This is a genomic window from Enterobacter cloacae complex sp. ECL352, from assembly GCF_020149545.1.
In the GTDB taxonomy this organism is placed as follows: Bacteria; Pseudomonadota; Gammaproteobacteria; order Enterobacterales; family Enterobacteriaceae; genus Enterobacter; species Enterobacter asburiae_B.
Map to the genome: position 1 here is coordinate 1546818 of NZ_CP083709.1, position 20690 is coordinate 1567507.

At 55.7% G+C, this 20690-nt stretch carries 20 protein-coding genes and 1 tRNA gene; 11 read left to right on the forward strand and 10 right to left on the reverse strand.

Going from position 1 to position 20690, the window contains the following annotated elements; all coding sequences use genetic code 11:
* The first annotated feature begins 270 nt into the window (after positions 1–270).
* Positions 271–1527, forward strand: a complete 1257-nt coding sequence (locus tag LBF07_RS07520) for a nucleoside permease (protein ID WP_029740744.1) — start codon at positions 271–273, stop codon at positions 1525–1527.
* A gap of 79 nt (positions 1528–1606) precedes the next feature.
* Here the strand turns inward: LBF07_RS07520 and citG are convergent, their stop codons facing one another.
* The 8 genes from citG to LBF07_RS07560 are packed head-to-tail and all read right to left on the reverse strand — an operon-like array spanning position 1607 to position 8915.
* Positions 1607–2410 (reverse strand): triphosphoribosyl-dephospho-CoA synthase CitG, encoded by an 804-nt coding sequence (gene citG / locus LBF07_RS07525; protein WP_094935394.1) that lies wholly within the window; start codon positions 2408–2410, stop codon positions 1607–1609.
* Complete coding sequence (gene citX, locus LBF07_RS07530) at positions 2388–2927, reverse strand: citrate lyase holo-[acyl-carrier protein] synthase (protein ID WP_094935395.1); 540 nt, start codon at positions 2925–2927, stop codon at positions 2388–2390. The genes citG and citX overlap by 23 nt, the downstream gene beginning before the upstream one ends.
* A 2-nt stretch (positions 2928–2929) precedes the next feature.
* On the reverse strand, positions 2930–4447 hold the full coding sequence (citF, locus tag LBF07_RS07535; RefSeq protein WP_094935396.1) for a citrate lyase subunit alpha: 1518 nt from the start codon (positions 4445–4447) through the stop codon (positions 2930–2932).
* Between the two features lie 10 nt (positions 4448–4457).
* A complete protein-coding gene (gene citE / locus LBF07_RS07540) occupies positions 4458–5333 on the reverse strand; it encodes a citrate (pro-3S)-lyase subunit beta (protein ID WP_069303293.1) in 876 nt (291 codons plus the stop codon).
* Complete coding sequence (citD, locus tag LBF07_RS07545; protein WP_008499773.1) at positions 5330–5623, reverse strand: citrate lyase acyl carrier protein; 294 nt, start codon at positions 5621–5623, stop codon at positions 5330–5332. Before citD ends, citE begins: the two co-directional genes overlap by 4 nt.
* A gap of 16 nt (positions 5624–5639) precedes the next feature.
* Positions 5640–6662, reverse strand: coding sequence for a [citrate (pro-3S)-lyase] ligase (gene citC, locus LBF07_RS07550; protein ID WP_033146620.1), 1023 nt, complete (start codon positions 6660–6662; stop codon positions 5640–5642).
* A 10-nt stretch (positions 6663–6672) separates the two neighbouring features.
* On the reverse strand, positions 6673–7536 hold the full coding sequence (locus tag LBF07_RS07555) for a fumarylacetoacetate hydrolase family protein (RefSeq protein WP_094935397.1): 864 nt from the start codon (positions 7534–7536) through the stop codon (positions 6673–6675).
* 17 nt (positions 7537–7553) lie between these two features.
* Positions 7554–8915, reverse strand: a complete 1362-nt coding sequence (locus LBF07_RS07560; RefSeq protein WP_033146621.1) for a 2-hydroxycarboxylate transporter family protein — start codon at positions 8913–8915, stop codon at positions 7554–7556.
* A 345-nt stretch (positions 8916–9260) separates the two neighbouring features.
* Between LBF07_RS07560 and LBF07_RS07565 the strand changes: the two genes are divergently transcribed.
* Entirely contained in the window at positions 9261–10886 is a 1626-nt protein-coding gene (locus LBF07_RS07565) for a sensor histidine kinase (protein WP_094935398.1), read from the forward strand.
* Positions 10876–11568: a response regulator gene (locus LBF07_RS07570; protein ID WP_023309148.1), complete on the forward strand. Its 693-nt coding sequence runs from the start codon at positions 10876–10878 to the stop codon at positions 11566–11568. The genes LBF07_RS07565 and LBF07_RS07570 overlap by 11 nt, the downstream gene beginning before the upstream one ends.
* A gap of 113 nt (positions 11569–11681) precedes the next feature.
* Here the strand turns inward: LBF07_RS07570 and LBF07_RS07575 are convergent, their stop codons facing one another.
* A complete protein-coding gene (locus LBF07_RS07575; RefSeq protein ID WP_094935399.1) occupies positions 11682–13817 on the reverse strand; it encodes an ornithine decarboxylase in 2136 nt (711 codons plus the stop codon).
* A 181-nt stretch (positions 13818–13998) separates the two neighbouring features.
* Here LBF07_RS07575 and LBF07_RS07580 point away from each other — a divergent pair, with 181 nt between their 5' ends.
* The 8 genes from LBF07_RS07580 to LBF07_RS07615 all read left to right on the forward strand — a co-directional run bounded on the left by LBF07_RS07580 (position 13999) and on the right by LBF07_RS07615 (position 19923).
* Positions 13999–14715: a DUF554 domain-containing protein gene (locus LBF07_RS07580; protein ID WP_094935400.1), complete on the forward strand. Its 717-nt coding sequence runs from the start codon at positions 13999–14001 to the stop codon at positions 14713–14715.
* A 95-nt stretch (positions 14716–14810) separates the two neighbouring features.
* Positions 14811–14886, forward strand: a tRNA-Phe gene (locus LBF07_RS07585).
* Between the two features lie 129 nt (positions 14887–15015).
* Entirely contained in the window at positions 15016–16590 is a 1575-nt protein-coding gene (locus LBF07_RS07590) for a site-specific integrase (RefSeq protein ID WP_063448579.1), read from the forward strand.
* 44 nt (positions 16591–16634) lie between these two features.
* Positions 16635–17570, forward strand: a complete 936-nt coding sequence (locus LBF07_RS07595; RefSeq protein WP_057060400.1) for a hypothetical protein — start codon at positions 16635–16637, stop codon at positions 17568–17570.
* A 491-nt stretch (positions 17571–18061) separates the two neighbouring features.
* Positions 18062–18496: a DNA repair protein RadC gene (gene radC / locus LBF07_RS07600; protein WP_057060399.1), complete on the forward strand. Its 435-nt coding sequence runs from the start codon at positions 18062–18064 to the stop codon at positions 18494–18496.
* Between the two features lie 269 nt (positions 18497–18765).
* On the forward strand, positions 18766–19329 hold the full coding sequence (locus LBF07_RS07605; RefSeq protein ID WP_085425220.1) for a recombinase family protein: 564 nt from the start codon (positions 18766–18768) through the stop codon (positions 19327–19329).
* A gap of 29 nt (positions 19330–19358) precedes the next feature.
* The gene (locus tag LBF07_RS07610; protein ID WP_176690040.1) at positions 19359–19703 is read left to right on the forward strand and encodes a YkvA family protein; all 345 of its coding nucleotides are present in this window, start codon (positions 19359–19361) and stop codon (positions 19701–19703) included.
* Positions 19687–19923, forward strand: a complete 237-nt coding sequence (locus LBF07_RS07615) for a hypothetical protein (protein ID WP_224435138.1) — start codon at positions 19687–19689, stop codon at positions 19921–19923. The genes LBF07_RS07610 and LBF07_RS07615 overlap by 17 nt, the downstream gene beginning before the upstream one ends.
* Positions 19924–20206: 283 nt before the next feature.
* Here the strand turns inward: LBF07_RS07615 and LBF07_RS07620 are convergent, their stop codons facing one another.
* Positions 20207–20599: a hypothetical protein gene (locus tag LBF07_RS07620; protein WP_094935328.1), complete on the reverse strand. Its 393-nt coding sequence runs from the start codon at positions 20597–20599 to the stop codon at positions 20207–20209.
* Between the last annotated feature and the right edge of the window lie 91 nt (positions 20600–20690).

A 20690-nucleotide genomic window follows, 5' to 3' on the forward strand; every position in this document is an offset into this window, starting at 1 on the left:
GGCACACCTTCTCCCCTCTGGGAGAAGGTGTTCTGTTTCCCCTCTCCCTGTGGGAGAGGGTCAGGGTGAGGGCATCAGGCCGCACCTATCCAACCCCACCCATACGAAAATGTTATTTGCATCACAATCCAAACTGCAAATTAATGTGGATTGCATTTTTTTGCGGGAGGTAACAAAACATATTGTTGCCAACTGATAGAATTGCATCAAATAACAACCCTGAATGTTCCCAAAACAACATATCTCCCGCTCACTTGTGAGGAAAGTAACATGAACCTTAAGCTGCAGCTTAAAATATTGTCGTTTCTGCAGTTCTGCCTGTGGGGTAGCTGGCTGACCACACTCGGCTCCTATATGTTTGTGACGCTCAAGTTCGACGGTGCGTCAATCGGTGCCGTATACAGCTCGCTCGGTATTGCGGCTGTCTTCATGCCAACGCTGCTGGGCATCGTGGCGGATAAATGGTTGAGTGCGAAATGGCTGTACATGCTTTGCCATCTGGTGGGCGCGGGGACGCTGTTTATGGCAGCCCAGGTGACCACGCCGGGGGCGATGTTCATGGTGATCCTGCTTAACTCGCTGGCCTATATGCCAACGCTTGGCCTGATCAACACCATCTCCTACTACCGCCTGAAATCCGCGGATTTGGATATCGTGACCGATTTCCCGCCAATCCGTATCTGGGGTACCATCGGCTTTATCATGGCGATGTGGGGCGTGAGCTTCGCAGGCTTCGAACTGAGCCATATGCAGCTCTATATCGGTGCGGCGCTTTCCGTGGTGCTGGCGATCTTCACCCTGACGCTGCCAACCATTCCGGTCTCTAACCAGCAGAAAAACCAGAGCTGGAGCACCATGCTCGGCCTGGACGCGTTCGCGCTGTTTAAAAACAAACGCATGGCGATCTTCTTTATCTTCTCCATGCTGCTGGGCGCAGAGCTGCAGATCACCAACATGTTCGGCAACACCTTCCTGCACAGCTTCGATAACAACCCGCTGTTCTCCGGCAGCTTTATCGTTGAACATGCGTCGGTGATGATGTCCATCTCTCAGATCTCTGAGACGCTGTTCATCCTGACCATCCCGTTCTTCCTGAGCCGCTACGGCATCAAAAACGTCATGCTGATCAGTATCGCGGCATGGATGTTACGCTTCGGCCTGTTCGCCTACGGTGACCCGAGCGCGTTTGGTACCGTGCTGCTGGTGCTGTCGATGATTGTTTACGGCTGCGCCTTCGACTTCTTCAACATCTCTGGTTCGGTGTTTGTGGAAAAAGAGGTGAAGCCTGAAATCCGCGCCAGCGCGCAGGGTATGTTCCTGATGATGACCAACGGCTTCGGCTGTATTCTGGGCGGCGTGGTAAGCGGTAAAGTGGTTGAGATGTACACCACCAACGGCATCACCAACTGGCAGCCTGTGTGGCTGATCTTCGCGGCGTACTCGCTGGTGCTGTTCTTCGCGTTCATCGCGCTGTTCAAGTACAAGCACGTGCGCGAGCCGCACGGTGCGCAGCCGATAGCGCATTGATTGTTGTGCCCGGTGGCGCTGCGCTTACCGGGCCTACAAAACCAGACCGTAGGCCGGGTAAGGCGAAGCCGCCACCCGGCTATTTTATTGCAGAGAGCACCCACCCCACTGACAGTAAATCCGCGCTGCCGCCCGGGCTCAGGTTCCGTTCAATCAATGCCTTATCCATCTTAAGCAGCGCCTCGCGATCCCAGCCGTTAGCCAGTAATTCCCGCGCGTAGCCCTGAACGTAGCGCAGCCCTTCAATGCCGCCGCGCGAGACGAGATTACTGTCCTGATTAACCGCCATCAGGCGCAACAGCAGGCCGTGAAGCGACTGTCCGCTCCACTGCGCCAGCGCCCTACGCGCCGTCGCAAAGCCGCTTTCCGCCTCTCCGCGCGCGCCGGTTAAGCCGTACAGCTGAAACTGCCGCTCGCCCGCCGTCGCCTGTCCGCTGCGCGCGGCCAGTTCCCGCGACACCAGCCCGCTGCAGATGTTACTCACCTCACAACAGAGGCTATCTGCGGAGATATTTTTCACACGTCCGGCAGCGAAGCACAGTAAACCCAGGGCAAAAATCCCGCCCTTGTGGGTGTTCACTCCGTTCGTCGCGGCGTACATCGCCTGCTCGCAGGCCATCCCCATCGGGCGGATAATGCGAAGCAGTGCGTCAGCGGGTTTATCTGCATGCGCGTTACCGAGTTCGGCAAAGCGCGAAAACCACGGCGTTATCGCCGCAATGCTGCGGACGAACAGCGCGTGGTCCATATCGCGATGGGAACCGTTATTGAGCTTGTCCACCAGCCCCGGCTTGGGCGTCAGCTCCAGCTCCTGCCATAGCGCCGCCTCGGCAAGCGCGGGCACGTCAACCGGGTGCGGTTTAGTCGCGAGCAAACCAGTCATCGATCGTCTTCTCCACGCGGGAAACCACCTGCTCAAGGGGGTGATTGCGCGAACGGGAACAGGCATGAGCGGGTTCGTCGCAGATCAGGCAGCGTCTGAGATTCGCCCCCAGCGACTGACGCCCGACGTGGCCGTGCTGAGGGCAGATCACGTCCAGATCCCACAGCCTGCCGAGCGGGTGCGTCTGCTCCAGCTCCGCGCAGTGCGCTTTGATTTCCACCGCGGGATGGGCCACGCACCACAGGGCTTCTGGCCCGGTCGGGAGCCACAGCACCTGACGGTCCAGCACCTGCCAGCGGTTTTCCCACAGCAGCTGGTCGCACATTTGCAGCGCCACGCCCATGGTATTGCGATAGCGCAGGCTGTCTTTGATTTCCCCTGGTGTGACCAGCGTGAGGGAAATCACCGGTTGTTGATAGTGCTCAAGCATGTCAGCCTGGCGCGCTGCGCGGCGCTCTTTCGCCGCCAGCAGTTCATCCAGGCTGACACCCGCACGCACGGGTGTCGCTACTGTCATAACTACTCCTTTACCTGTCGCACGGTGTCGATCACGCTGCCGTCGCGGTAGCGGATCACCCCGACGATTTTGTCGGTAAATTCAATTGGTTTCGGTACGCCCGTCAGGGAAATCGCCCGCTCGTAAAGCGCGCTGATATCTACAACTTTGAGCCCAGCTTCCAGCAGGCGCTCGCGGATCTCCGGGCGCGCCGGGTTGACCGCAATGCCGTGGTCGGTGACCAGCACGTCGATGCTTTCGCCCGGCGTGAGGCGCGTGGTGACGCGCTTCACGACCGTTGGAATGCGGCTGCGCAGCAGCGGCGCGACGACGATGGTCAGGTTTGCCGCGGCGGCCACGTCGCAGTGTCCGCCGGACGCGCCGCGCATCACCCCGTCGGAGCCGGTGATAACGTTGACGTTGAAATCAACGTCGATTTCCAGCGCGCTGAGGATCACCACGTCGAGCTGGTCGCAGCTTGCCGCCTTGCTACCGGGGTTGGCGTAGACGTTGGTGGAGATCTCCACGTGGTTCGGGTTGCGCGCAAGCGAGGCCGCCGCCTGACCGTCGAAGCACTGGGTATCGAGCAGCTTTTCGATGAGCCCCTTCTCGTGTAAATCCACCAGGCTGCCGGTGATGCCGCCGAGCGCAAAGCGCGCCTTCACGCCGCTGCGCTCCATCTTCTCTTCCATAAAGCGCGTGCAGGCAGTCGCCGCCGCGCCGGAGCCGGTCTGCATCGAGAAGCCCGGTTTGAAGTAGCCGGAGTGTTCAATGACGTCCGCCGCATAGCGGGCGATCATCAGCTCGCGCGGGTTGCTGGTGACGCGCGCCGCGCCGACGCTGATTTTCGCCGGGTCGCCCACGCTTTCAACCTGCACGATGTAGTCCATCTGGTCCTGCACCAGGCTGGCGGGCATATTCGGAAACGGCACCAGTTTTTCAGTCAGCAGCACTACCTTGCGGGCAAAGTGCGCGTCCACCATCGCGTAGCCCAGGGACCCGCAGCACGATTTACCGTGCGTGCCGTTGGCGTTGCCAAACTCATCGCTGCACGGCACGCCGAGAAACGCTACGTCGATATTCAGCTCGCCGTCCTGGAGCAGCTTCACGCGCCCGCCGTGGGAGTGGATTTGCACCGGCTCGTCCATCAACCCGTGGGAGATGGCGTCCGCCAGCCTGCCGCGCATGCCCGAGGTGTAAATCCGGGTGATGACGCCGCTTTCGATATGCTCGATCAGCGCGTCGTTGCAGGTCATCAGCGAGCTGGAGGCCAGCGTCAGGTTTTTGAAGCCCATTCGCGCCAGCAGCGCCACGACGGTGTTGATCACCCGGTCGCCTTCGCGAAAAGCGTGGTGGAAGGAGATGGTCATCCCGTCCTGCAGGCCGCAACGCTTAACCGCCTCTTCAACAGAGGCGCAGAGCTTGCGGCTGTGCTTCGCCTCGCTGTCCGACAGCCACGGCGTGGCGCTGTGGGCGTTATCAAACGGTTTTAAGTCCCGCAGATGGGGAAAGTTCACGTGAAGAAGTTCTGTCTGATTCATTATTTTATCCTTACCGACGCACGCCGGAGGCCGCCGCGCGCTCCAGCACCACCTGCGCGTGGTTAATAATCGGTGCATCCACCATTTTGCCGTTGAGCGACACCACGCCCAGGCCGTTACGCTCGCCCTCTTCTGCCGCCTCAATCACCCTTTTGGCGTGATCCACCTCTTCCTGCGTCGGGGCGTAGGCGTTGTGCAGCAGGTCAATCTGGCGCGGGTTAATCAGCGATTTGCCGTTGAAGCCCATCTTGCGGATCAGATCGACCTCGCGCAGGAACCCGGCCTCGTCGTTAACGTCTGACCACACCACGTCGAAGGCGTCGATGCCCGCCGCGCGGGCGGCGTGCAGCACGGCGCAGCGGGCGTAGAACAGCTCGGTGCCGTCGCCGCGCTCGGTCTGCATGTCCATCACGTAGTCAAAGGCGGCCAGCGCAATCCCGATGAGGCGCGGAGAGCTGCGGGCAATCGCCACGGCGTTGATGACGCCAATGGCCGATTCAATCGCCGCCATCACGCGGGTGGAGCCAACCTCGCGGCCGCACTCCTGTTCGATACGCTCGAGATGGCTTTCCAGCTCGTAGATATCGTCCGGCGTGTCGGTTTTCGGCAGGCGGATCACGTCCACGCCGGCCCGCACGGCGGCTTCCAGATCCAGCAGGCCAAATGGCGTGCTGAGCGGGTTAATACGCACTACGGTTTCGATATCCTGATACATCGGGTGCTGCAGGGCGTGGAACACCAGCATGCGCGCGGTATCCTTCTCGCGCAGGGCGACGGCGTCCTCAAGATCAAACATGATGGAGTCGGGACGGTAGATAAAGGCGGTTGAGAGCATGGCGGCGTTAGCGCCCGGCAGGAACAGCATGCTGCGGCGGAGTTTGCTCATTTCAGCGCCCCCCAGTTGATGGCCTGTTCATCGGCGGCACGCATCAGCGCGCTTTGCAGGCGGGCGCGGATCACACAGTCCAGCGCCCCTTTGTCTTCAATAATAATTAATCCCTGGTGCACGTTCATGGCGCGCAATGTGTCGTTGACCACCTGGCGAATCTGCTCGCCAAACTGCTTAATCACTTCACTGTGGATGACTATCTCCAGCTCGCCGTGAGCGGGAGCGATTTTCACCATCAGGTCGCTGGACTCCTGCGTTCCGGCCAGCGCCTCCCTTACAATTTTCATGATAAATTCCTGGTAGTTAAGCGACTTCCGCACTCGCACGGTAATGCGTTTCGAGATGCGCGAAGGTGGAGTCCGGGACAATCTCCCGGATCCGGGAAAACTGCTGTGTCTTCAGTAAGCGGCGCACTTCGGACGCTGAAATAGCGTTGCCGGTGGCCTTGATGCGCGGCATTTCCACCACCTCGATATGCGAGGCCAGCAGGTCGTGCAGCGTCTGGTTGTACTGGCGGGTGATATCGCAGAACGGCTCCGAGCCGATGAAGCGGTGCGTGATGCCGAGCGCCGGGGCGATGAAGTCCCGGAAGATCAGCACGTCGATCTCGCTCCACGCCTGCTGCACTTTGCCGGTCTCCTTCAGGAAGTAGGCCGGGAAGGTGGCGCGGGAGATGATGTACTGCGAGCCTTCATGCACCAACACGTTCGGCAGATGCGCCACGCCCGCGCGCACCATCTCGAGGCGAGCGCTGAACGGGAAGAACGAGGCGTCTTCACGCACCACGAACAGGTGCAGGGCGTCGCACCGCTGCGCCGCCTGCTCCACCAGATGGCGGTGGCCGAGGGTGAACGGATTGGCGTTCATCACTATCGCGCCAACGTTCTCCCCGCACTTGCGCTTCGCGCGCAGGGAACGGCAGTAGCGTTCGATCCCCTGCGGGGTGTTTTCCATCAGCACCGCGTTGTTCCCGCTCTGGGCAATCGGCCAGAAGCCGCTGCGGGCAAAGCGCTCCCGGTTGCACGGACGGGTGCAGAGGAAGAGATGAAAATGGCCGCACTCCAGCGCTGCATTTTCCACCTCTGCAAGCAGCCGCGCGCTGAGGTTCTCGCCGCGAAGCTGCTCATTAACCGCCACGCATTTGATGACGTTGGCAGCAAGCCCTGCGCAACCCACCAGCTGCGAGCCGGACCAGGCTTCGACAAACAGCGTGATGTCGTTGTCCAGGCCAAGGCCGCTGTCTGCCAGCAGGTAGCGGATCTGGCTTAAGCGTTCCGGGTGTTTCGCCACCAGCGTGTGGCGAAAATCGATGGGTTGACTGTTCATGCCGTCTTTCTTAATGTGCTGCCGCAAGCCCGACGGCTGGCGCTTCCACGATCACGTTGCTGAGATGACCGATATGCTCGATCTCCACCTCAATGCGATCCCCTTCCTTCATAAACAGCGGCGGATTGCGCTTTTTACCCACTCCGCCCGGGGATCCGGTGATGATCACATCGCCCGGGCTGAGGCGGGTAAAGGTGCTGATGTACTCGATCAGCTCCGCCACCTTGTGGATCATGCTGCTGGTGTTGTCTTCCTGCACCATGCGGCCGTTCAGCCAGGTGCGGATCGCAAGCTGGTGCGGATCCGGGATCTCATCTGCCGTCGCCATCCACGGCCCAAACGCGCCGGTTTTGCGCCAGTTTTTACCGGCGGTGAACCAGGTGTGCTGCCAGTCGCGGGCGGAGCCGTCCATGTAGCAGCTGTATCCCGCCACGTGGCGCAGAGCGTCGTCGCGGCTGATGTTCTCCCCACCTTTGCCGATGATCACCGCCAGCTCGCCTTCATAGTCGAATTCACTGGAGTGGCGCGGCTTCAGCACCGGCTCGTTGTGGCCGGTCTGTGAATCCGGGAAGCGGACAAACAGCGTCGGGGCCGGGTTATGCTGGTCAAACTCCTTGCGCTTGTCGGCATAGTTCATGCCCACGCAGAGGATTTTTTCCGGATGCTCAATCACCGGTAAGAAGGTGATGGCGCTCATCGGCACGTCCACGGCGTCGTTCAGGTAAGGGGTGGCCTGCGCCAGCCCGTTGCCCTGCAGCAGCGCCTTGAGGTCGCTGTAGCGGTCGCCGAGACGGCGGCCTAAATCAATCACGCCGTCGGCCTGGACGATGCCGTAGCTGCGTTTTCCCTGGTATAAAAAGCTTGCGAGTTTCATTGTTCTTTCCTGAAAACTTAAACGAGGAAGTTGCCCAGAATCAGCAGTGAGACAGAGACGTTAATCGCCCCGCCGATACGGGTAGCAATCTGGGCGAACGGCATCAGGCTCATACGGTTGCCTGCGGTCAGGATCGCCACGTCGCCGGTACCGCCCTGGCCGCTCTGGCAGCAGGAGACGATGGCGACATCAATCGGGTGCATACCAATCTTTTTGCCGACGAAGAAGCCGGTTGCCACCAGTGCGGAAACGGTGCTGACAATCACCAACAGGTTGCTGACGGTGAACGCCGCCACCAGTTCATGCCAAGGGGTGATAGCTACGCCGACGGCGAAGAGGATTGGGTAGGTCACGGAGGTCTGGAAGAATTTGTACACCACCTGAGAGCCTTCCAGCAGACGCGGAGAGGCGCCGTTGCAGAGTTTCACCAGGACCGCCATAAACAGCATGCCAACTGGTGCAGGCAGGCCAATCAGCTTGTGGCCGAGCATGCCCAGCATGTAGAGCAGCACCGCCAGCAGCGCGCCGGAGGCAATAGTGGTGACGTCCGCTTTGCCGGAAAACGCAGGCTGAGAGACGGTGGCATCGGCATTCGCGCGGTTAGGCATCAGCTGTCCTTCACCGGTCAGGTGCGGGAAGCGTTTACCGAGCTGGTTCAGGCAGCCGGAGATGATGATTGCCGTCAGACCGCCGAGCATTACCATCGGCAGCACGCGGCCGAGTGCCACGCCCTGGTCCATGTGCAGCAGGGTGGCATAGCCGATGGAAAGCGGGATTGCCCCTTCCCCGACGCCGCCCGCCATAATCGGCAGAATGATAAAGAAGAAGATCTGGAACGGCTCAAGACCCAGCGCCAGGCCGACGCCCATTCCCACCAGCATGCCGACAACTTCACCGCACAGCATCGGGAAGAAGATGCGCAGGAAACCCTGAATCAGCACCGTGCGGTTCATGCTCATGATGCTGCCGACGATAATGCAGCAGATGTAGAGATAGAGAATGTTGGTGGATTTGTAGAACTTGGTGGTGGACTCGACCACCACGTCCGGCAGCAGGCCATAGTAGACCAGCGCGGAAGGGATAAAGGTGGCGCAAATCGCCGCCGCGCCGAGCTTGCCGACAATCGGCAGGCGTTTGCCAAACTCGCCGCAGGCAAAGCCGAAGAAGGCCAGCGTTGCCACCATGACCACGATATCGCTCGGCAGTTTTCCGCCCAGGCAATCAATCGCAATCAGTGCGCCCGCCAGAACGAACAGCGGCAGAGGAATAATCCCAACTTTCCAGGTATCCATAATATGCCACCAGCGCTCTTTGAGCGAAGGCCGCTGAATTTCAATCGGGTCGTGGGTAACAGAGAAAGAATCGTCAGTTGTGCTCATAATAAGCCCCTTGGTTATTTTGCGCGTTCAGCTTAGAGTCACAAAGGCTTACTTTATGTGAGGAATGGCATATTAAAAGCGAAGTTTTAATGGCAGCTATGGTTTTAATGGTTTCTTTTATTTAATGTGATTTATACCTTATTTATTGCCGTGGTTTTTATGGTTTCTTTTCCGAATTGAACAAACAAATAACATTTGTTCGCGCAGCCCGAAGCACGTTCGCCTTCAGGATAACTCTTTTACAGCGCCCGCTGTGCAAGGGATCACAAGTTTTCGGCAAAGCGGGCGTCAGCGCGAAAAAAGATGATATATTGGCGATCTTTGCTGCTACCTCGCGTGATAGTTATGAAAGTTTCTTTCCAGATTAAGCTGTTTATTTCGCTGGTTGCCTTTTTCTCGGTGCTTTTCGCGCTGCTGGGCGGATATTATTATGCCGACGTCGGGAAACAGCTTTATCAGGAAATGAGTACGCGTGCCAAAATACAGGCTGAAGAGATTGCGCTTATTCCGACATTGCGTAATGAAGTTGAACAAAAGAATATCAGCGCCATCCATGATTTTATGCAGAAGATTTCTGCGCACAGTGACGCCAGCTTTATTGTGATTGGTGATAATAAGGGGCAGCATCTTTTTCACTCCGTCTTTGCCGACAGAGTGGGCACAACCCTGGTTGGCGGAGACAATGAAGCCGTATTGCAGGGTAAAAGCACCACCACCATTCGCAAAGGCGGGCTGGGCATTTCGCTGCGCAGTAAAGCTCCCATCTTCAACGCCGCCGGACAGGTGGTCGGCATTGTTTCAGTAGGCTATCTGACCAGCTACCTTGATACCATTACCGTCAGCAAAGTGGTCAATATCCTGATTGCCGCCGTGCTGCTGCTGATCGCTCTCTTTATCTTCTCCTGGTTCTTTACCCGCAGCATCAAGAAGCAGATCTTCTCCCTTGAGCCGCGCGAGATCGGCCTGCTGGTGCGCCAGCAGAAGGCGATGATGGAATCTATTTATGAAGGGGTGATTGCCATTGACGATCGGCGGCGGATTGAAGTCATCAACCAGGCGGCGCGCAAGCTGCTGGGCCTGAGCCAGCCGGCCCGCGAGCTGCGCGGGCAGCTGATAAGCCAGGTGATCGATCCGGTCCCGTTCTTCGACACGCAGACGATGCTGGCGAAAGATACCCATGACGAGATTTGCCGTTTTAACGATCTCACGGTGATTGCCAGCCGGGTGCACATTATGCTTGAGGGGGCGCTGCAGGGCTGGGTGATCACCTTCCGCGATCGCAACGAGATCGACTCGCTGAGCGCCCAGCTCAGTCAGGTAAAACGCTATGTCGATAACCTGCGCATCATGCGCCACGAGCAGTTAAACAGGATGACCACCCTCTCCGGCCTGCTGCATATGGGCCGCTATGAGGAAGCCATTGGCTACATTCAGGCGCAGTCGGAACATGCCCAGGAGCTGCTGGACTTTATCTCTTCGCGCTTCAGTTCCCCGACCCTGTGCGGCCTGCTGCTGGGGAAAGCCGCCCGCGCGCGGGAGAAAGGCGTAGAGCTGTGTTTCGACCCAGGCTGTCGGCTGGACAGACCCTTCCTGCCCCTTGGGGAGCAAGAGCTGATTTCAATTATTGGCAACCTGTTGGATAACGCCATCGAAGCAACACAGCGGTCTCCACTTCCCCACGCGCCGGTAGAAGTGCTGATAAAACTCAGCGAACAGGAGCTGATTATTGAAGTCGCCGACCAGGGCGTTGGCATTACACCGGAGATGCGTGACCGGATCTTTGAACGCGGCATCACCACCAAAACACGCGGCGATCATGGGATTGGCCTGTATCTGATCGAAAGCTACGTCACACAGGCTGGCGGCGCGATAGAAGTTGCCGATAATACGCCACGCGGCGCCATTTTCTCCTTGTTTATCCCGGCCACGGGAATCGCCCGGCAACTGGAAGACACCGACTATGCAACATGAACTTATCGACGTACTGATTGTTGAAGACGAGAACGAACTGGCGCAACTGCACGCGGAGCTGATAGGCAAACACCCGCGTCTGAGGCTGGTAGGCATTGCCTCGTCGCTGGCTGCGGCTCAGGCAGAGCTTGAAAGCAAACAGCCGCAGCTCATGCTGCTGGATAACTATCTGCCGGACGGCAAAGGCATCTCGCTTATCAATAACCCCATGCTGGCCCGCGCCAACTGCTCGGTGATTTTTATTACCGCCGCCAGCGATATGGACACCTGCAGCCAGGCGATTCGCAACGGCGCGTTCGACTACATCCTCAAACCCGTCTCCTGGAAGCGGCTCAGCCAGTCGCTGGAGCGGTTTGTGCAGTTTGCGGAACAGCAGCGCGTGTGGAAGATTGTCGACCAGCAGAACGTGGATTCGCTGTATCAGCTCCAGGCGAAAAACTACCGCCTGGACAACGGCAGTAAAGGCATTGAGGAAAATACGCTGGCGCGGGTGCAGACGCTGTTCAACGACAAGGCAACGCACTGCTTTACCGTGGATGAGGTGGTGAGCGAAACGGGATTAAGCAAAACCACCACCCGGCGCTATCTGGAGCACTGCGTGGAGGCGGGTTTTCTGACGGTGGAGATGCTGTACGGCAAGATTGGGCATCCGAGGAGGATGTACAAGCGTAGTGCGGTTTGATGAAACGTTCCCCTCACCCCGGCCCTCTCCCCAAAGGGGCGAGGGTGAAAAGACGGCCCCGTGCAATCCCCTCTCCCTGTGGGAGAGGGTTAGGGTGAGGGCAACAGCCCGCACTATCTCAATACATACCCATACAGCCGCTTAATCCCGTCGGCATCCTTCTCGCTGTAAACCCCCTGCAGCTCCGGCGAGAAGCCCGGCAGCAGGTTGACGCCCTCCTCCAGCGCGAGGAAGTAACGCTGTACCGCCCCGCCCCAGACCTCACCCGGCACCACGCACAGCACGCCCGGCGGATAGGGCAGCGCCCCTTCGGCAGCAATGCGCCCTGCGGCATCACGTATGCGAACCAGCTCCACGTCACCGCGAATATAGGCCCGGTTCGCATCCTGCGGGTTCATCACCACCTCAGGCAGGCTCTCCTTGCGGAACATCGCCTTCTGCAGATCCTTCACGTCAAAGCTGACGTAGAGATCGTGCATCTCCTGGCACAGCTGGCGAAGGGTGTAATCCCGGTAGCGCACCGGGTATTTCTGGAAGATCGTCGGCAGCACGTCCGCCAGCGGCGTGTCGTCTTCAATATGCTGCTCGAACTGGCCCAGCATCGCCACCAGCTGCGCCAGCTTCTCGCTGCTTTCAGCAGGCGTCAGCAGGAACAGGATCGAATTGAGGTCGCATTTCTCCGGCACGATGCCGTTTTCGCGCAGGTAGTGCGCCAGAATCGTCGCCGGGATCCCGAAATCGGTGTACTCCCCGGTTTCAGCATCGATACCCGGCGTGGTCAGCAGGAGCTTGCACGGGTCGACAAAGTACTGCTCGCGGGCATAGCCCTCAAAGCCGTGCCATTTGGCCCCCGGCTCAAAGCTGAAGAAGCGCAGCTCGCTGGCGATGGCGTGCGTCGGATGATCCTGCCACGGCCGGCCCGCCACCACCGGTGGGATAAACGGTTTGATCATATGGCAATTCGCAATGATTGCCTTGCGCGCTTCAATCCCCAGCTCGACGCACTCCGCCCACAGCCTGCGTCCGCTTTCACCTTCGTGGATCTTGGCATTCACATCCAGCGCTGCGAACAGCGGATAAAACGGGCTGGTGGAGGCATGCAGCATAAACGCGTTGTTCAGCCGCTTGTGCGGGCAGAAGCGCGCCTGCCCGCGAATGTGGTTATCCTTTTTATGGATCTGCGACGTTTGCGAGAACCCGGCCTGCTGTTTGTGCACCGACTGGGTCACGAAAATCCCAGGATCGTTCTCGTTCAATTCCAGCAAGAGCGGGGACGTTTCCGCCATCATCGGAATAAACTGCTCGTAACCCACCCATGCGGAGTCAAAGAGAATGTAGTCGCAGAGATGACCGATCTTGTCGATCACCTGGCGGGCGTTGTAGATCGTCCCGTCGTAGGTGCCAAGCTGAATGATTGCCAGGCGGAACGGGCGCGCCTCGTCGGCCTTCTCCGGCGCCGCCTCGCGGATAAGATCCCGCAGATAGGCATCGTCAAAGCAGTGGTCGTCAATCCCGCCAATAAAGCCAAACGGGTTACGCGCGGCCTCAAGATAAACCGGCGTGGCGCCCGCCTGGATCAGCGCTCCGTGGTGGTTAGATTTGTGGTTATTGCGGTCAAACAGCACCAGGTCGCCGCGGGTCAGCAGCGCGTTGGTCACCACCTTATTGGCCGCTGAGGTGCCGTTCAGCACGAAGTAGGTTTTGTCCGCGTTGAACACTTTCGCCGCGAACTTTTGCGCGTGCTTGGCGGACCCTTCGTGGATCAGCAGATCGCCCAGCTTCACGTCGGCGTTGCACATGTCGGCGCGAAACACGTTTTCACCGAAGAAATCATAGAACTGTCGCCCTGCCGGGTGTTTTTTGAAAAATGCCCCGTGCTGGTGGCCCGGACAGGCGAAAGTGCTGTTGCCCATCTCCACATACTGGCTCAGGGTATCAAAAAAAGGCGGCAGCAGGTTCTCTTCGTAGCGGCTGGCAGCGCTCTCCAGTTCCAGAAACTCCTGAGCTTTACCCGAGATGACCGCGGTGGCGCCGTCGGGTACGTCCGTTGGCTCCTGCGAGAAAATAAACACCGGTAAATGAAAGCCCGTGCGTTTCAGCAGAGCAAGAATGCCGCTGCGACTTTCAGCTGTTGTGATGACGACGGCCGCCACATCGGTAAAATCAGTGCTGTCCAGCGTCACCTTTTCGCGGTGCGTAGACACAGTGGAGAGCAGCTCGCGGCTGACGGCAATTTTCATGGTTTTCATAGGCGCAGTTACCCTCACCGGGCGGTGAGACAGGGAGGAGAAAATTCGCGCAATAATGTCACCTTTTATTTTGAGGTGCAAGAAGGAATCAGTATGCACGAAATCAACCAAAGCTAAGGCCCGCGCAGCCCTGCCGTGTCATAATAATGCAATATCAATGATTAAATAACAGGAGTTAACTTTGGTTATCGGGCCATTTATTAACGCAGGCGCCGTATTGCTGGGCGGCGTACTCGGCGCCGTGCTGAGCCAGCGGTTGCCGGAGCGTATTCGCACCTCCATGCCCTCAATATTCGGCCTGGCATCGTTAGGGATCGGTATTCTTCTCGTGATCAAATGCGCCAACCTGCCGGTGATGGTGCTGGCCACCCTGCTCGGCGCGCTGATTGGCGAGTTCTGCTATCTGGAAAAAGGCATTAACAGCGCGGTGAGTAAAGCCAAAAACCTGATTGCCCGACCGGGCGGCAAGGCGAAACACGGCACGCACGAGTCGTTTATTCAAAACTATGTCGCCATCATCATTCTGTTTTGCGCCAGCGGCACCGGGATTTTCGGTTCAATGCAGGAAGGGATGACCGGCGACCCAAGCATATTAATTGCGAAAGCGTTCCTTGATTTCTTCACCGCCACCATTTTCGCCACTACCCTTGGCGTCGCCGTGGCGGCGATTTGCGTCCCGATGCTGCTTATTCAGCTCGCGCTTGCCACCTGCGCCACGTTGATTCTCCCGCTCACCACGCCGGCGATGATGGCAGACTTTACCGCCGTCGGCGGCCTGCTGCTGTTGGCGACCGGGCTGCGCATCTGTGGGATTAAGATGTTTGCCGTGGTGAACATGCTGCCCGCACTGCTGCTCGCCATGCCGCTCTCCGCGCTCTGGACGCACTTTTTCGCTTAAGGATGCGGCGAAATGGTGAGAGATTGCGCAGTCTGTAACGAAAACAACATTTTTCGTTGACGCCACGGGGCAGATCGGGTTTAATGCGCCCCGTTGCCCGGATAGCTCAGTCGGTAGAGCAGGGGATTGAAAATCCCCGTGTCCTTGGTTCGATTCCGAGTCCGGGCACCACTCATTTATAACCCTCGCTTCGGCGGGGGTTTTTGCTTTCTGAGTCAACAACTTGTTGGTTTATCGGTAGTTACCTCTTTTTAATTTCCTCCGGCCCCGCTTCCCGGTGGTACAGAAAGGTGGTACAAAATGGGCATTATGATAAAGCCTACCAAAGACCGAAACGGCACCTACTACATCCGCAAAGCGGTTCCTCTGGAGCTGCGTTCAGCCATCGGCAAAGGCGAACTAAAACGTTCCCTTGAGACGAAAGACCTCGGACAAGCCAAGCTCAAAGCCCCTGTCGCTCTGGCAAAAATTAACGCTATCATCCAGAACGCCAAAGCAGAGCGCTCCGTAACGCAGGACGATACAGAGGTGATCGCTTCGGTATGGATGACCAGAATCCTCCAGCAGCCAGAAACCATCAAAGCACGTTATGTACGGCAAGACGATTATGGTTATGGCCTGACCGCAGATAACGTGCAATTAAGCGAATGTCTGCGTAAGGGAGAGCAGGCAGACGAGGCAGATTTGCAGCTTGTCACCCAACTTATGCAGCCTGAACTCGAAGAGGCTCTTCGGTGGACGCCAGCAGTACTGACGCCCGCATGGAGACAAAAGCTCGCATGGCGTCTGGCGGAGTACAGGCTCAGTACGGCAGAAATGTATATTATTGATGAACTACCTGTCTACACCGCCATCAACGCCACGCAACAAAAGAAAAGCATGACTTTCGCCAGTCTTTTCGAGCATTACAAAGCACATATCCGGCTAACCGACAAGGACAGAGCTGAGTCACGTATACGGGATTACACACCATCGGCTAACCGATTCATCAAATTCATCGGTGATAAACCCATCCGGGACATCTCGAAGAGTGACCTCGCGGCGTTCCGTACGCTCCTGGAGCTGACCCCGGCTAACCGCAGTAAGGCCGTCAACTTGCTGTCGCTGGAGAATCAGGCCAAAGCTCAGGGCAAGAAACTCAGCGCCAACACCGTGCGAAACAACTTCATGCACCTCTCGGCCATGTTCACTGTTGCACTCCAAGACGACCTCGTGGATGAACATCCCTTCGATAGTTTCAAAATGCGTAAAAAAGTGCAGACGATCAATGAGGATATCCCGTTCACCGACGACGAAATCAGGGTGATGTTCCGGCTACCACTGTTCCACGGGGAGCAATCTCTCTATGGCGAAATGGCCTACTGGATGCCGATAATCCTTTACTACACCGGGGCTCGCGTTGAGGAAATCGGACAGCTACGCAGGGCCGATATCGTGGATGCTTTCGGTGTTCCCTGCTTCAAAATCCAGATGGGGAAAGAGCAATCAGTCAAAACGGCTGGCTCCGTGCGTTACGTCCCGATACACAGCCATATACTGGAGCTGGGTTTTATGGATTTCGTCAATACCAGAGAAGGCCAGCTCTTTGCTGAGAAATCTGTCGTTAACGATAAATACGCCTACAACTATGGCCGCTGGTGGGGCCGGTTGATCCGTAAGCACGGCATCCGTAAGGAAGTTAAACCCTCCCACAGCTTCCGTCACTATTTCATTACGCAATGCCGTGCTCTGGACGTCCGCGAAGACACGCAGAACAACATTCTCGGACATGTTCCCGGCTCCGTTCCACGGCGTTATGGCAGCTATCTGATTGAAACAAGCCGGGTGCTCATTGAGAGGATCCCCAGACTGGAGCTAAAGCGGCTGGAAAACTGACTTTCAGCGGTATAAGGCACAGTAACTTACTGGAGATTATCAAAATGTTAAGAATTCCTGACTCAGACTGGCAGACCGTTGACGGGGTCCCCCAGCTTTCCGTTGCTTTCTTGCGGAAAATGACGCCTCAGGCAACAAGATTTACTCAATGGGCACAGCGGACACATGCCAAATTGCTCAAGGCTCCCGAAAATGTCCTGTCGTGCTGCACATCCGGCCTGATTGACGGTGAAATTCCCGACAAAAACGGCTGGATTCCCGCTGGCGATGCCCTTGCCCTGCTGACTTACAGCATCCACTCCAGCCAGAACGGACTTCTCATTGATGCAATTGAGCTTAAATCTGGTTTGAAACTGCCAGTTAGGTCCGGTGAAAGCCGTCTTGAAGGGCAATTTGGCGTCAAATTACACGATTTGATCGTCGAACTAAGGCAACAACCACGATTCACAAGCTATGAACTCGAACGGCAAAAGCAGATCGGTCCCTACAGAGTAGATTTCTTCCTCACTGAGCAGTGGTACACCGATATGGCAAAAGGAAAAACCGCTAAACGCCAGTTCATCATTGAATTTGATGAGGAGGCTCATAGAACGACACGTTATCAGTTCAACGATAAACGACGGGATCGGTGGTTACGGAAAAATCTGCACGGTACAAAGCTAATCAGGGTCAGACATGCAGAACAGGAAGTATGGCTGGAAGCGGTCCGCCAGCTAAAGCGGTTCGTCAGTCTGGAGGATTGCTATTCCCACTGCCTGCGAATGGCCTGTATCAGCCTTTCAGACTCCACGCTAAAGATAAGCAGCGAGTCAGCCCGAAAAGCCTATGATGCAGCCCATAACGAATGCATTTTCCTGCTAAAAAGCCCACGGCAGCCTCTAAGTGAGATGGGTAAACTGCTGGACAGGCTGACAATCCCCTTTGATAAACGCAGGGACATATACTTCCAACGTGCGAAATTGAGGTCATACGGCATATAAACCGAAAAGTTGCATCAAAAGTTACAACAAAAGCCTAAGGGATTAGGCTTTTCTACCTGTCCAAACGTTGCAACCTTTGAAACCTAACCCCAAGACACTTATATAGATTTATAGGGTTCTATCAATTTTTATTACTCAAATTCATCTTACTCATAGCATCCTACAGATAATAATCCTTAAGCTATCAACGCTAACTCGCATTTACCAAAAGTGCAAAGTTCCCGCCGTATCAATACGTCGAACTGAGCGACAGCTTAATGATTTTGTAGCCTCAACTCCCCAAAAGTTCTTTTCACGTCAGAAGTCACCAGACGCCGTGTAGGCCTCTCACGGCCTTTCTGCATTCTAGGTATGAATCACTCCTGAACGCAGCTCACAGGCCCGTACAGATCGTCAGGCAGGCATCTAAAGCCACTCGCCCAAACCTCCTTTCCAAGATTCCCCGCTCCGCAGGTACAAGAAATATGCAGATCACCACAGGAGGATGAATCATGCATGATGAAATCATCAATCAGGCCCGCGAAATTCTCACTCAACGGCTCTACCGTACCGACACACTGGCATCACCGCAGGACACTGCGAGCTATCTGGCTTTACAGCTTGGCGATCGGGAGCAGGAAGTGTTCAGTGTGATATTCCTCGACAACCGGAATCACGTCCTGAACTATCAGGAAATGTTCCACGGCAGCATAGCGACAACGCCAGTCTACCCCCGCGAGATTGCCCGGCAGGCGCTTAAGCTCAACGCCGCAGGTGTTATCTGTTCCCATAATCACCCATCTGGCAACGCCGAGCCATCCGCTCAGGATAAAGCGATAACGCTCAATATTCAGAAAGTTATGGAGCTAATCGAAGTCCGACTGGTAGATCACATCGTCGTGGGCGGTGGTCAAACAGTTTCATTCGCAGACAGGGGCTGGCTATGAACTGGAAATCCTTACTTGTTGAAGCCCTGATAATGGCTCTGACAACCTTTGCAACCGTCTTCTTCCGGGGAATGGCAGCACGCTACGCCTCAGAAGAAGATTTCCTCTAATCCCCTACTACCGCTAGACCCATACCAATAGCCCATGCCCCAAAGACCTGCCACCGCCGCAACGGTGGAATGCCGCACTCGCCCCTGCTACAGGGTCGGTTTGGTATTCTGGCAGGTCTTTGCAGGGCGGTGAGTCTATTGGCAGGGTAAGGAGTCCACATGGCTACACTCGGTTACGCCCGTGTATCAACTACCGAGCAGAGTCTCGATGCACAAATCGCAGCGTTATCCGGTTGCGAGAAGGTATTCAGGGAAAAGATCAGCGGGGCAAAAGATGACCGCCCAGAACTACAGGCTTTACTGGAGTTTGTTCGCGAAGGCGATATAGTATGTGTAACAAAACTTGACAGACTCGCCCGTAACACTCGACATTTGCTTGAAATTTCGGAGTACCTGCAAGGCAAAGGCGTGGCGTTAAACATCCTTAATATTGGTATCAACACAGCCACTCCGACCGGAAAGTTAATGCTGACCATGATCGGCGCTATCGCCACGTTCGAACGTGAGCTGATGCTGGAGCGTCAGGCCGAAGGCATCGCATTGGCAAAACTAAAAGGCAAGTACAAAGGACGGAGAGCGACCGCCACAAGTAAAACTCAAGAAGTTATAGATTTGGTCGAAAACGGTATGAGTAAACCGGAGATATCCCGCCAGTTAGGTATCGGCATCACTAGTATTTACCGGATTGTTCGGAACGAGCGCCCTGACCTGTTAGATAAGTGATATGAGAACACTACTTTGAGGAAATGTTAATGGATGATACAGGCAAGATCGATATTGGTGACTACAACGAGAGCGGTTTTTGGTCGAAAGTAAAGAAATACTGTAAAACTATCGGAAAAGATTCACTTGAGCAGGTATTCCGTTTGTATTACGGCTTAGAAAGTGACAACTGCACAACTACACACAGAGCAACCATCTACGGCGCGCTGGCTTACTTAGTGTCACCGATAGATATTATCCCCGACTTAACCCCGATACTCGGGTATACCGATGACATGGCTGTAATCGCCGCAGCTCTTGTAGCAGTGGCAGGTTGTATAGACGATGCAGTTAAAGGGAAAGCAAAGGAGAAGGTTGATGAGCTTTTTGACTGACATACGAGATAAACTATTACCTGAGACAGTAAAAGAGAAAATCATTAAGCACGAAGTGAAGAAAATGGTTAATGATAAACTTAAGCTTGATGGTGAGTTAGATAAACATATTGATGCATTCGCAGATAAGGTTATGGATAAGGTGGATCCTTCAACCATATTCAAGGCCAAAGATATGTATGACAAACTGAAGGCTGCTGAATCCAACAAGGATAAGTAGTAAGATCGTCAGCTTTAGTGCTCTTGAATGTGGTACGGAGTAGTGGTACATTCGGAATCGAAGCATAAAGGTAACTTACTGTTATTAGGTGATTTCGTTGCTATAGAAACGAATCCTTGGTTCGATTCCGAGTCCGGGCACCACTATTTAGAAAACCCAGCCTATGGCTGGGTTTTTGCTTTATGGCTACGGCCGATTTCTGGGCGCTGATAAGCGTGGCTTTAATGCAGGCACGCTTACGCTAATAGCCCGGTAAGTTAATACAGGCGGTGGCTCTTTTTTATCACTTAATTTTGCCGGATAAATTGCTGACCTGATTTGAAAGGTTGTCATTGCTCCGCTTCATGTCATCAAGGCTTCTTTGCAATCGCTCGATCTTACTCTCCTGCTCAGAATTCTTTCTCTCAAGCTGTAAAACCTTCTGAGTTAGTTCATCGACTTTGCGGTTGTCGGACTTCATCTTCCTCAGGCCATCCTGCATCTCCTGTAGATCCGACTCCCTGAAATCAGAAGGCTCGATTTCATCTGCATCAGAAATTACCGGGATATATCCTCCATTAGCGCTGCTGGGTTTGATACTAACCTGAACTTTATTTAGCCCCGCAGAGTGCGCGTAACCTATTGAAGAAAAATAAAAAAAAGAAACAACACACAGACCAGACAGAAATTTATTCATTTCTAACGTCCTTTTAAATTTTTCAATCACTTCCAGGAGTCTCCTTCTGGTATCACCCGCTCAGGATAAAACACATGGCTTAGCCTCTGGC

What these genes read in the sequence shown, in the direction of transcription:
- LBF07_RS07520 (WP_029740744.1), top strand. Translation starts at nt 271, where the DNA reads ATGAACCTTAAGCTGCAGCTTAAAATATTGTCGTTTCTGCAGTTCTGC.
- citG (WP_094935394.1), bottom strand. Translation starts at nt 2,410, where the DNA reads ATGACTGGTTTGCTCGCGACTAAACCGCACCCGGTTGACGTGCCCGCG.
- citX (WP_094935395.1), bottom strand. Translation starts at nt 2,927, where the DNA reads ATGACAGTAGCGACACCCGTGCGTGCGGGTGTCAGCCTGGATGAACTG.
- citF (WP_094935396.1), bottom strand. Translation starts at nt 4,447, where the DNA reads ATGAATCAGACAGAACTTCTTCACGTGAACTTTCCCCATCTGCGGGAC.
- citE (WP_069303293.1), bottom strand. Translation starts at nt 5,333, where the DNA reads ATGAGCAAACTCCGCCGCAGCATGCTGTTCCTGCCGGGCGCTAACGCC.
- citD (WP_008499773.1), bottom strand. Translation starts at nt 5,623, where the DNA reads ATGAAAATTGTAAGGGAGGCGCTGGCCGGAACGCAGGAGTCCAGCGAC.
- citC (WP_033146620.1), bottom strand. Translation starts at nt 6,662, where the DNA reads ATGAACAGTCAACCCATCGATTTTCGCCACACGCTGGTGGCGAAACAC.
- LBF07_RS07555 (WP_094935397.1), bottom strand. Translation starts at nt 7,536, where the DNA reads ATGAAACTCGCAAGCTTTTTATACCAGGGAAAACGCAGCTACGGCATC.
- LBF07_RS07560 (WP_033146621.1), bottom strand. Translation starts at nt 8,915, where the DNA reads ATGAGCACAACTGACGATTCTTTCTCTGTTACCCACGACCCGATTGAA.
- LBF07_RS07565 (WP_094935398.1), top strand. Translation starts at nt 9,261, where the DNA reads ATGAAAGTTTCTTTCCAGATTAAGCTGTTTATTTCGCTGGTTGCCTTT.
- LBF07_RS07570 (WP_023309148.1), top strand. Translation starts at nt 10,876, where the DNA reads ATGCAACATGAACTTATCGACGTACTGATTGTTGAAGACGAGAACGAA.
- LBF07_RS07575 (WP_094935399.1), bottom strand. Translation starts at nt 13,817, where the DNA reads ATGAAAACCATGAAAATTGCCGTCAGCCGCGAGCTGCTCTCCACTGTG.
- LBF07_RS07590 (WP_063448579.1), top strand. Translation starts at nt 15,016, where the DNA reads ATGGGCATTATGATAAAGCCTACCAAAGACCGAAACGGCACCTACTAC.
- LBF07_RS07595 (WP_057060400.1), top strand. Translation starts at nt 16,635, where the DNA reads ATGTTAAGAATTCCTGACTCAGACTGGCAGACCGTTGACGGGGTCCCC.
- radC (WP_057060399.1), top strand. Translation starts at nt 18,062, where the DNA reads ATGCATGATGAAATCATCAATCAGGCCCGCGAAATTCTCACTCAACGG.
- LBF07_RS07605 (WP_085425220.1), top strand. Translation starts at nt 18,766, where the DNA reads ATGGCTACACTCGGTTACGCCCGTGTATCAACTACCGAGCAGAGTCTC.
- LBF07_RS07610 (WP_176690040.1), top strand. Translation starts at nt 19,359, where the DNA reads ATGGATGATACAGGCAAGATCGATATTGGTGACTACAACGAGAGCGGT.
- LBF07_RS07615 (WP_224435138.1), top strand. Translation starts at nt 19,687, where the DNA reads ATGAGCTTTTTGACTGACATACGAGATAAACTATTACCTGAGACAGTA.
- LBF07_RS07620 (WP_094935328.1), bottom strand. Translation starts at nt 20,599, where the DNA reads ATGAATAAATTTCTGTCTGGTCTGTGTGTTGTTTCTTTTTTTTATTTT.